Raw genomic sequence first — 11,248 nt, forward strand, 5'->3', positions numbered from 1 at the left:
TTATTTCTCCATGCTGCCCTTCGACTGGTTCATGTATTGGAAGAACTCACTCTTCGGATCAAGCACCAGAATATCGCTCTTAGAGCTGAAGGACTTCTCATACGCACGTAGCGAACGTAGGAAGCTAAAGAACTCAGGGTCTTTGTTGTATGCTTCAGCATAAATCTTCGCAGCTTCAGCATCCGCCTCACCTCGTGTCACACGCGCAGTTTTATCAGCTTCAGCTAGAATAGTTGCTACTTCTAGTTCTGCTTGAGCACGAATAACTTCCGCTTTTTCACGACCTTGAGAACGGTGCTTACGAGCAACGGACTCACGCTCCGCACGCATGCGACGGTAGATAGACTCACTGATTTCATCAGGCAGGTTGATTTTCTTCATTCGGAAATCAACGACACGAACACCCAAGTCTTTCATTGCGCTTTCACGCGTGTCTTTCAATACTTCAGACATGATTAGGTCGCGTTCACCATCAATCTCAAGCGCTTCACGAGCCGCTTCAGTTGCGACAACATCAGCACTTGCGTCTTCTGGTAGCACATCATCGTTACGTGGACCAGATACGATCTGTTTGATTTCACGAGCACCGATTTCAGAACGAAGCACGTCCGTCACTTTACGCTCAAGTAGTGCCTCTGCCGTTAGCGAGTTACCACCGCCTGTCGCGAGGTAGTAGCGACCAAAATCTTCAATACGCCACTTCACGTAGGTATCAATGATAACGTCTTTTTTCTCAGACGTTACGAAACGGTCTGCACGACCATCCATTGTTTGGATACGTGCATCAAGTTGTTTCACACGGTCAAACAAAGGCATCTTGAAATGCAGACCAGGCTCGTAAATTCGAGTGATGTCGTTATTGTCTTTCAAGACACGACCAAATCGAACCACGATACCGCGCTCACCTTCAGGAATCACAAACAAAGACATCAACATTAATGCCAGTGCGATTACCAGTACAGGGATCATTAACTTACGCATTCTTAGTATCTCCCTTGACGTGAACCTGTTGAACGAGACTGCGAGTTCGAAGTGTCTTCTTGTGTACGATCAGACTCAAGTTGAATTTGATCATAGGTTGAAGATGACTTCGATTTACGTTTGGTATCTGCTTTGCCCTCTTGTCCCGCCAACTTATCGATTGGAAGGTAAAGAAGATTGCCGCTTGATTCCGAGTCAATCAACACTTTCGAAGTGCTTGAGTACACCTCTTCCATTGCGTCAATGTACAGACGATCACGCGTTACACCAGGCGCTGCCTGGTATTCTGGTAGTAGTTTTTCGAACTGTGCTACCTGACCAAGAGCCTCGTTAGTGACACGCTCATTGTAACCTTGTGCTTCTTTCTTCAAACGCTCTGCACGACCCGTTGCCTTAGGCAAGATTTCGTTCTTGTATGCTTCAGCTTCACGAATGAAACGCTCTTCATCCTCACGTGCTGCGATTGCATCATCAAACGCATCTTTCACTTGCTCTGGTGGACGAGCAGACTGGAAGTTCACATCAACAAGTACCAGACCCATATCATAGCTATCAATGATTTGGTTCAGTGTTTCTTGCGTAGTTTGACGAATTTGCTGACGACCACTGGTTAGAATGCTATCCATCAATGAGTCACCAATTACTGCACGTAGTGCAGAATCCGTTGCTTGACGCAAGCTGTCGTCTGCATTGGTTACACGGTACAAGTATTTGTATGGGTCAGTCACTCGGTACTGAACATCCATCGCAACTGTTACAACGTTTTCATCTTTAGTCAGCATTAGACCAGATGCACGTAGTGAACGAATCGCTTGTACGTTTACCGCTTCGTACTCATCAATAAAGCGAGGACGCCAGTTAAGACCTGGGTCTACGATACGATCGTATTTACCTAAACGCAGTACAACACCACGCTCTGCTTCACCGATGGTGTAAAAACCAGCGAAGAACCAAACTGCAACAGCAATCAGAGCAATCACGCCAAAGCCAATTGCACTACCACCACCGCCGCCGATTGGAGAACCACCGCCGCCTTTTTTACCAAACTTGCCGCCCAGCTTTTGACTCAGTTTGTTGAACACTTCATCTAAATCTGGCGGACCTTGATCTCGGCCACCAGGACGCTGGCCACCACGATTATTATTACCCCAAGGGTCATTATCGCGGCCATTGTTGCCGTTGTTATTTCCAGGCTCATTCCACGCCATTAGAAAGCTCCATCATTTGATATGACGTTATACTGTAGCAGTCCTTTAAGTGACTATAAAGCCAGTCAAAACTGCCCCTTCTCTTTTTTCAAGTCTAGACCAATCTACTTGCTGCATTCGAATATCGATCAACAAGTTACCATCCTGGTCATATTCCTCACGTTGAATACACTTCATTTGGAAGAAGGTACTACGGAATCGTCCTTGATACTGTGGAGGAATTCGCAACTGATGCTCGACCATTTGTGACGCCAGACGTTCCGTCAGCGCCTCAAACAGGACATCAATGCCCAACCCATCCATTGCTGAAACCCAAACTGCGCGAGGTACGCCTTCCTCGTCTCGTTCTATGCGTGGTTTCTGCGAATCTAGATTGTCGATTTTGTTCATGACAACCAGAGTCGGCACTTCATGCGCGTCGATCTCTTCTAGTACTTCATGAACAGCTTGAATATTCTCACGAAAACGCTCATCACTGGCATCAACAACATGTAACAAAATGTCAGCTTCTTGCGTTTCCTGCAAGGTTGCCTTGAAGGCCGCAACCAAGTCGTGTGGCAAATGTCGAATAAAACCAACCGTGTCTGCCAAGATGGCAGGACCAACATCTGCTAACTCTATCTTACGTAAAGTCGGGTCCAAAGTAGCAAATAATTGATCAGCCGCGTACACGCCAGCTTCTGTAATACGGTTGAAGAGTGTCGACTTACCCGCGTTGGTGTAACCCACAAGTGAAACCGTTGGGATTTCAGCTCGATTTCGGGCGCGGCGCCCTTGTTCACGCTGCTTCGCTACTTTGTCTAAGCGTCGCAGGATGGCTTTGATTCTGTCACGCAATAAGCGACGGTCGGTTTCCAGCTGGGTTTCACCCGGGCCACGTAAACCGATACCACCTTTCTGCCTTTCAAGGTGCGTCCAACCACGAATCAAACGAGTAGAGATATGACGAAGTTGAGCCAGCTCTACCTGTAGCTTACCTTCGTGTGTTCGAGCTCGTTGAGCAAAGATATCGAGAATAAGACCAGTGCGGTCGAGAACTCGACATTGGCACAGTGCTTCGAGGTTACGTTCTTGGGCAGGAGAGAGGGCGTGATTAAAAATCACAATTTCGGCACCCGTTGATTGTACCGCTGTAGCAATCTCTTGGGCCTTACCCTCTCCGACATAGTATTTCGGGTGTGGGGATTGACGACTACCAGTTACCACTTGTAGCGCCTCTACCCCAGCAGAAGAAACCAGCATTTCGAACTCAGCCAGATCTTCCCATTCACCTTCTTGCGTGAAGTTGATATGAACAAGTACGGCTCGCTCACCGGATTCATAACGGTCAAACAAGCAATCAACTCCTTATTTTAAAAATACTCGATGAAGAATTAATCTTCTGATTTCTCTTGTGGACGCTCACCTTGTGGACGTTCACCGCTGTGATGGCTCACTGGACGAGCCGGCACAACTGTTGAGATCGCGTGCTTGTACACCATTTGGTTAACAGTATTCTTCAGCAGGATCACAAATTGATCGAATGATTCGATCTGACCTTGTAGTTTAATACCATTCACAAGGTAGATAGATACCGGGATACGCTCACGACGTAGCGCGTTTAGAAATGGGTCTTGTAGAGATTGCCCCTTAGCCATTTTTATTTTCCTTATTTAATTTGTAGTTGTAATTATTTAGCTAGTGGTGCAATGCAAAAGATACGGCTTTTGCATCTGAGCTAAACGAATCAAAAATGCACTCTAAGTAATTAGCAGCATAGTATAAAAACTGCCAACAACAGATCCTTTGAGAGTGCGTTCACGCAAAAACGATCACATTATACACAGCTATGTCAATCAGATGCTATTGCTTCCGACATCGTTTCTAATGCCTGTTCAATGTTCTCGCTATCCAACCAAGTTAAATCATCCCAGCTGCGTAACCAGGTGATTTGACGCTTGGCCAATTGACGAGTCGCGCATACGCCACGAAATACCGCTTCGTCACGTGTACACTCCCCATCTAAATACTCCCACATCTGTCGGTAACCGACGCATCGTATGGAAGGAAGATCGGGGTGAAGATCTTTTCGCGAATGTAACGCTTTCATTTCTTCTTCAAAGCCCGCTTCCATCATCTTCTCGAAACGGAGTTCAATCCGACGGTGAAGTTCTGCCCTATCCTTGGGAGCTATTGCAAACTGCTTGACTCGGTATGGTAGGCTTTCACCTTTCGTTTGAGTCAATTCAGTCAAAGTTTTACCTGAAATGCGAAAAACTTCCAATGCCCGAGATAAACGTTGGGGATCATTGGGATGGATTCTCGCAGCTGACACAGGATCAACCTCTTTGAGTTCATCGTGCAACACTGACCAACCTTTAGTCAATGCCTCTTGTTCAATTTGCTGACGAATTTCAGGATTTGCAGCAGGAAGTGGTGATAAACCTTCAAGTAACGCCTTGTAATACAGCATTGTTCCACCCACAAGAAGTGGGATTTTTCCTTCTGCAACAATATCATCCATCGCTTTCAATGCATCTCGACGAAAGTCGGCGACAGAGTAAGATTCACTTGGATCCAAAATATCTATCAAGCGATGAGGCGCCAAACTTAACTCTTTTTCATCCGGTTTCGCCGTACCGATATCCATCCCTTTGTAGATCAAAGCAGAATCAACACTGATGATCTCAACCGGAAATTTTTGACGAAGACGAATCGCCAGCTCAGTTTTGCCTGATGCAGTTGGCCCCATTAAAAATAGCGCCAAAGGTAGTTTATCTGTCATGGTTTTAATTTGGCTATCGTGGCAGAGAAATCAACAGCGGATACGAATTTTGTATCTTCTAATGGCAATTGACCATGTCTTAGCTGTTCAAGTTCCGCAATAATTTGAATGGCTTCAGAAAAAGTATAGTGACTCTTCACTGTCGTGACCTGTAATGCGAGCCAATCTATCAACTCAGACAGCATCTGAGCCGCTGCTATACCTTCGTTCACACAAGATTGCGCGTAAGATAACAGATCTGGTACTAAATTTTGTAAGTTTTGTTGACGCAGCGGAGCTGGGACGCCCATCACCATTAAGGCGTGCTCGTTTCTCGCTTTCAATTGAATACCAAGCAATGCCAAATCTTGTTGATAATCTTGGGCCAGTCTCACTAATTCGGCCTCTAACTTAATAGATAGAGGAACAAGCAGAGGTTGTGCCTTAAGTGCACCATCGCTTGGAGTGAGCTGGCCTTTTATACGATAAAATTCTGCTCTAGGTAACGAGACTAACGCCGCCCCACTGTCACTGCTCATCAAAACAAATTGTTCATCGACCACCATCAGCGCTTTGCCTAATGCAGTAATCGATGGCATTGATGTGTGCGAAGTTATCGTTTGGGGCGCTATTGGAGTGACTGCCTGAGCCTCAAACTCTGGCGTTTTCAACAGCTCGTGATAAGCGCGTACTTCTTGTTTAGTTGGCGCTGGTTCTACGTGGCGCTCTTTACTGTGACTTGGCTTTGGTGCAGGTTTGGATTCCACCCAATCATTACGTTTGAATGACTCCACTACGCGCGCCTCTCGCACGGAGGTTTCACTAGGACCGCTATTACGAGGCTTCACTTCATAATCACTGCGTCCAGGATAAGCCGGTGTACTCTCTATCGCTTGATAAACCCGTTCTGGTACTGGTGAAGATGCTGGCTCTTGTACTTTTTCAGGCTCTGGCGAATGCTCAATCTCTTCGGACTCAGTCGGTTCCACGCGATGAAATGCCGATTCATTCACCTGTGGTTTATCAATCACGGCGCTTTGTGAAAGTGCATCCGTCAAAGCTTGATAGATGAAATCATGCACCAAACGAGCTTGGTGGAAACGCACTTCATGCTTAGCAGGGTGAACATTCACATCTACTTGGTGCGGATCTAGCTCAATAAAGAGCACATACGCAGCAAACTGATCTGGCTTTAAGCTCATTTCATAACTTTGACGAATCGCGTGATTGATTAATTTGTCACGCATCATTCGGCCATTCACATAGCAATATTGTAAATCGCTTTGCTGCCTTGCTCCCTCTGGTGTGGTAATCCACCCATGTAACTTTAACCCTTGATGCTCAAGCTCGATTCTGAGCATATGCCGCACAAACGCATTACCGCAGACAGCAGCAATACGCTTTTCGGTTTGAAGCTGATTTTTCGCCGCGCGATATTGACGGATGATCTTGCCGTTATGACGCACATTGATGGTGACATCAAAGCGGCTTAACGCAATGCGTTTCAATAACTCATCAATATGAGCAAATTCGGTTTTCTCCGTACGAAGAAACTTGCGACGCGCTGGAGTATTAAAAAATAAGTCCAACACCTCAACGGTAGTGCCAATCGGGTGCGCTGCTGGCTTAAGCTTCACCTGCATATCACGCCCTTCGGAGTAGGCACTCCAGGCTTCTTCTTGTGCCGCAGGACGCGACGTGAGCGTCAAACGCGAGACTGAGCTAATACTGGCTAACGCTTCACCGCGAAAACCTAGACTCATAATGGCTTCGAGATCATCTAAGGTATGTATCTTAGATGTCGCATGACGACTGAGCGCTAAGCCGAGTTCATCTTTCGCGATACCTTTTCCGTTATCACGAACACGAATCAGCTTTGCGCCTCCTTTCTCGATATCGATATCGATTCGAGTTGCGCCAGAATCAAGACTATTTTCAACCAGCTCTTTAATCACAGAAGCAGGTCTTTCGACCACTTCCCCTGCGGCGATTTGGTTTGCAAGTCTGGCTGGCAAAATTTTAATCGTCATAATGAGTTAGAAGCTCACCTACTTGTTTGGAATGATCAGGACTTGCCCAACCGCTAGCTGATCAGAGCGTAAGTTATTCGCTTTACGAATGCTCGATACGCTAACGCCGTATTTGGACGCTATTTTGCCAAGGAACTCACCCCGAGAAACCTTGTGCTTACGAATCGGTTTATCTTTTACCGCGACCGTTATCTTCAACTTTTGCCCTACCCACAAGGTATCTGACTTCAAGTTATTCTCTCGGCGGATATCTGAAACCTTCACTTTATAGTGATTCGCAATCTTACCTAAGAACTCACCAGACTTAACCTTGTGCGTAATGGTTTCTGTCTCAACAGTAATCGGTTTACTTGGCACTTTAATCGTACCAGCAGAAGGAATGTTGAGCTTCTGACCAATTGCCAAGCCTGTCGACTTCAAGTTGTTTGCCGACATCAGCGCTTTAGAGCTAAGCCCATATTTGTTCGCGATCACCGATAATGACTCGCCACGCTTTACAATATGTACCATTGGCTTCGCTGAAGGCGAGAACACCGTACCCTCTGGTGGGTTATCTTTTAAGTACTTGACGACCGCCTTAGTGATAGCCTGAGCTAACTTATCTTGGTGCGCTCGTTGAAACAGTAAACGCTCTTCTGTTGGGTTAGAAATAAAGCCCGTTTCCACTAGCACAGACGGAATCTGTGGAGAGCGTAAAACCGCAAGGCTGGTGTTGATCGGTTTGGTGTTATGCAGGTGCGCAACACGTCCCATCTCACCTAGGATTTCTGTTGCCAACTTATAGCCTTCTTTTTGTGAATGACTAAACTGCAAGTCCAACAAAGTTTGGTTCACGTTACGATCTTTTGTCTTCGTGAAGAACGCATTACCCGAGCCGCCCAATAACTCAGACTGTTTCTCATGGTTCTCGACCCAACGAGCAATTTCGGTATTTGCACGACGAGTATTTAGTACGAAGACCGATCCACCGCGAGGCTTCGGTGAAGTAAACGCATCTGCGTGAATGGAAATCAGCAAGTGCGCATCATTTTCACGAGCAATCGCGACACGACGGTTTAAGTTTACAAAATAATCTCCCGTACGAGTCATGCGCGTTTTAATACCAGGAGTCGCATCGAGCTGAGCAGCAATTTTTCTTGAGATACTCAATACCGCATCTTTCTCGTACTTACGACGTGAAGGGCCAATAGAGCCAGGGTCTTCCCCACCGTGACCAGGATCGATAACAATTAACACTTCTTGAGCTCGTTGAACTGAACTCATGTCTTTGCTGGCCGCCGCTGGCTTACTCGGTTTAGAGGTCGATGCCTTCTTACCGTGCGGTAAATCAATCACCAAGCGGTGACCATACTGCCCACCTGGTGTTGGGCTTAATTTAAATAATTCCGCTTGAACGCTCTTTTTTAGTTCAAACACCAAACGATAAGTGCCCTTCTCTGGAGGCGAGCTTTTTCGTACCAGTTTTAAAACAGGGCTATCCGTAACAGTAACAGGCAGTTTGGCCTGCATCGTCGTGCTTTTTAAATCCACGACAAGGCGATCCGGCCCTGATAAAGAGAAATAGGAATAGTCAGCTTCCGAGCCTAAATCGATGACAACACGTGTTTCATCAGGTGAAGGCCAAACTCGAAAACTCTTAACGACGTTAGCAAATGCTAAATTGGGGATGAGAAGGAGAAAAGCGGCGACAAACGTCGCCACTACTCTAAAATTTGAAAAACTCAACATAGCTCCAATCGACTGAGTAACTGCACACCATAATCATTATTAGCTGTTAGTTCGGCTACACGTTGCTCACCTTGGTAGCGAATGTTTACATCAAGATCCGGTTGTGGCAGTAAGCCATGCCCTTTTTCAGGCCATTCAACCAAGCAAATCGCATCGTCTGTGAAATAGTCTCGAATCCCCATAAACTCAAGCTCTTCAGGATCCGCAAGACGATAAAGGTCGAAGTGATATACTTGCCACTGATCCAACTGGTACGGTTCGACTAGAGTATAAGTTGGACTTTTCACGTTACCTTGATGACCAAGAGCACGGACAAAACCACGACTAAAGGTTGTTTTACCTGCACCCAAATCACCATGCAGATAAATTGTGGTTTGCTGGGAACAAAGCTGAGCCAAAGCGGTGCCTAGTGCAACCGTTTCATGCTCATCTTTTAAATTGAATTGTTTCGTGCTCATTGATGCTTCTCTAACTAATGATCGTTGACTATATAAAAATCAAAAGAACAGGAATAGTAAACCGTGTTGGTTTTGAGAGACAAGCTTTCAAATGTCATATGTGCGAAAAAAGTATCCAATAAACGGTATCTTAATCATCTTAGTATCGACCTAGATTTAGAATATATGCAAATGACTTCAATAAGCAGTATTCACAACATCAAAAACGTACCTAACTGGGTAGCACCAAAGCCAGAGATCCGTTAAGATCCGCCCCCCTTTATTCCGGTGGTTAACATGAACTACGAACAACTCGCACAACAAATCAAAGTTTGGGGAAAAGAACTCGGCTTCCAAAAAGTTGGGATCTGCGACGTTGATCTGAGTGAACATGAAGCAGCACTACAAAAATGGCTTGATGCAGGCTATCACGGCTCCATGGATTGGATGGCTCGTCACGGTATGATGCGTGCTAGACCCCATGAGCTACTCCCGGGAACCGTTCGTGTTATCAGCGTCCGGATGGACTATCTGCCACCAGAGGCTCAATTCGCTTCGAACCTCGCGAATAAAAGTCATGCCTATATTAGCCGCTACGCACTAGGGCGCGATTATCACAAGCTCGTCAGAAAGCAGCTAAATAAGCTCGGCAAACTTATTGAACAAGAGGTTGGTCAATATGGTTACCGACCTTTCGTTGATTCCGCACCAATATTAGAGCGACCTCTCGCCCAAAAAGCGGGCTTAGGTTGGACCGGGAAACATTCCCTGATTTTAGATCAAGACTGTGGATCGTGGTTCTTTTTAGGTGAACTACTTATCGACTTACCACTACCCGTAGATGAGCCAAGTGTTGATCAGTGCGGTAAATGCAAAGCATGCATTACATCATGCCCAACACAAGCCATCGTTGAAGACAAAATTGTCGATGCCAGGCGTTGTATCTCTTATCTCACCATCGAGTTCGATGGCGTGATTCCTGAAGAGTTTCGAAAGCCAATGGGTAACCGCATTTATGGTTGTGACGACTGTCAATTGGTTTGCCCATGGAACCGCTACGCCGACATAACGGAGCAAGATGATTTCCACCGTCGTGACAGTTTCAAAAACCCTGACCTCGTCGACATGTTTAACTGGGATGAAGCGACTTTTCTAAAAAATATGGAAGGCTCCGCTATCCGTCGTATTGGTCATATACAGTGGCTACGTAACATCGCTGTCGCACTTGGTAATGCAGAATATAGTCAGCGAATCATAGATGCGCTGGAAAGTCGGCAAGGTGAAAATAAATTACTTGATGAGCACATTAAATGGGCTTTGACAGAGCAACTGAATCAACTCCCCACTGAGAGTAATTCATCTATAGAGACGAAAAAGCAACGCTTAATAAGGATAGTCGAGAAGGGACTGCCGAGAGACGCATAGAGCGTAGTCTATATGCAAGAGATTGAAAGTACTTTTGCATGTTCAATTCATGACCTTGTTCTCAATTTTGTAATGTGGAAAAAAATTTGAGATTCAAGAAAAACAAGCTAGCAGAAAAAAGTTAAACACAGCTCGGAGAAATGACTAGGATCAAAAAAATACCAGTTAATGATCGTATTTTAACGTACTCGATCCGACAAAAAACTTATTTTTTCTTTATATAACAACGATTTAATTGATATTTCTTTGTTGTTTCAACTTCACTTTAGAGAAAAGATCTTTCTTCCCCATCATAAAAAGTCAAGCTAAAAACACTTTATCAACCAACTTATCCACAGAACGACGTATGTGGATAACTCTGTTAATTAAAGTAGATAAAACACGCGAAGCCTCATCATACTTGTACGTCAGCCGATTCATATCGTGTTTTAAACACAAACGAAATCGTCCGACATCATATGATGCGGATAAAAGTTTAGCTTTTGGGGATTCATGCTTCGCAGCATTATGAAAAGAGCGATGTGATTGGTTGCGAGAAGCAGGCGTTGAATCAAGCGGCGCATCCGTAGACGACTTAACAATTGTATACTAAATAAGTACTCAATCTATCGTCTTGTATTTGGTTGCGGGGGCCGGATTTGAACCGACGACCTTCGGGTTATGAGCCCGACGAGCTACCAAGCTGCTCCACCCCGC

At 45.5% G+C, this 11,248-nt stretch carries 9 protein-coding genes; 1 reads left to right on the forward strand and 8 read right to left on the reverse strand.

Going from position 1 to position 11,248, the window contains the following annotated elements; genetic code table 11:
• The 8 genes from hflC to tsaE form a co-directional block, all read right to left on the reverse strand.
• Positions 1-981, reverse strand: coding sequence for a protease modulator HflC (hflC, locus tag R7O13_RS22575; RefSeq protein ID WP_005381382.1), 981 nt, complete (start codon positions 979-981; stop codon positions 1-3).
• Positions 982-983: 2 nt separating this feature from the next.
• The gene (gene hflK, locus R7O13_RS22580; protein WP_005381381.1) at positions 984-2,189 is read right to left on the reverse strand and encodes an FtsH protease activity modulator HflK; all 1,206 of its coding nucleotides are present in this window, start codon (positions 2,187-2,189) and stop codon (positions 984-986) included.
• A gap of 45 nt (positions 2,190-2,234) precedes the next feature.
• Positions 2,235-3,524, reverse strand: a complete 1,290-nt coding sequence (gene hflX, locus R7O13_RS22585) for a ribosome rescue GTPase HflX (RefSeq protein ID WP_005381380.1) — start codon at positions 3,522-3,524, stop codon at positions 2,235-2,237.
• A gap of 38 nt (positions 3,525-3,562) precedes the next feature.
• On the reverse strand, positions 3,563-3,826 hold the full coding sequence (gene hfq, locus R7O13_RS22590) for an RNA chaperone Hfq (RefSeq protein ID WP_005381379.1): 264 nt from the start codon (positions 3,824-3,826) through the stop codon (positions 3,563-3,565).
• Positions 3,827-4,020: 194 nt separating this feature from the next.
• Entirely contained in the window at positions 4,021-4,953 is a 933-nt protein-coding gene (miaA, locus tag R7O13_RS22595) for a tRNA (adenosine(37)-N6)-dimethylallyltransferase MiaA (protein WP_005395375.1), read from the reverse strand.
• Positions 4,950-6,962, reverse strand: a complete 2,013-nt coding sequence (mutL, locus tag R7O13_RS22600; protein ID WP_213904072.1) for a DNA mismatch repair endonuclease MutL — start codon at positions 6,960-6,962, stop codon at positions 4,950-4,952. The genes miaA and mutL overlap by 4 nt, the downstream gene beginning before the upstream one ends.
• Positions 6,963-6,980: 18 nt before the next feature.
• Positions 6,981-8,690, reverse strand: a complete 1,710-nt coding sequence (locus R7O13_RS22605) for an N-acetylmuramoyl-L-alanine amidase (RefSeq protein WP_318304740.1) — start codon at positions 8,688-8,690, stop codon at positions 6,981-6,983.
• Positions 8,684-9,148 carry a tRNA (adenosine(37)-N6)-threonylcarbamoyltransferase complex ATPase subunit type 1 TsaE gene (gene tsaE / locus R7O13_RS22610; protein ID WP_005381372.1) on the reverse strand — a complete coding sequence of 155 codons (465 nt, stop codon included), beginning with the start codon at positions 9,146-9,148 and terminating at the stop codon, positions 8,684-8,686. The genes R7O13_RS22605 and tsaE overlap by 7 nt, the downstream gene beginning before the upstream one ends.
• Positions 9,149-9,424: 276 nt before the next feature.
• Between tsaE and queG the strand changes: the two genes are divergently transcribed.
• A complete protein-coding gene (gene queG / locus R7O13_RS22615; protein ID WP_213868912.1) occupies positions 9,425-10,552 on the forward strand; it encodes a tRNA epoxyqueuosine(34) reductase QueG in 1,128 nt (375 codons plus the stop codon).
• The last annotated feature ends 696 nt before the right edge of the window (positions 10,553-11,248 follow it).

The organism is Vibrio sp. Y176, assembly GCF_033438945.1.

Coding starts and splice junctions, on each gene's coding strand:
- hflC (WP_005381382.1), bottom strand. CDS start 981: ATGCGTAAGTTAATGATCCCTGTACTGGTAATCGCACTGGCATTAATG.
- hflK (WP_005381381.1), bottom strand. CDS start 2,189: ATGGCGTGGAATGAGCCTGGAAATAACAACGGCAACAATGGCCGCGAT.
- hfq (WP_005381379.1), bottom strand. CDS start 3,826: ATGGCTAAGGGGCAATCTCTACAAGACCCATTTCTAAACGCGCTACGT.
- miaA (WP_005395375.1), bottom strand. CDS start 4,953: ATGACAGATAAACTACCTTTGGCGCTATTTTTAATGGGGCCAACTGCA.
- mutL (WP_213904072.1), bottom strand. CDS start 6,962: ATGACGATTAAAATTTTGCCAGCCAGACTTGCAAACCAAATCGCCGCA.
- R7O13_RS22605 (WP_318304740.1), bottom strand. CDS start 8,690: ATGTTGAGTTTTTCAAATTTTAGAGTAGTGGCGACGTTTGTCGCCGCT.
- tsaE (WP_005381372.1), bottom strand. CDS start 9,148: ATGAGCACGAAACAATTCAATTTAAAAGATGAGCATGAAACGGTTGCA.
- queG (WP_213868912.1), top strand. CDS start 9,425: ATGAACTACGAACAACTCGCACAACAAATCAAAGTTTGGGGAAAAGAA.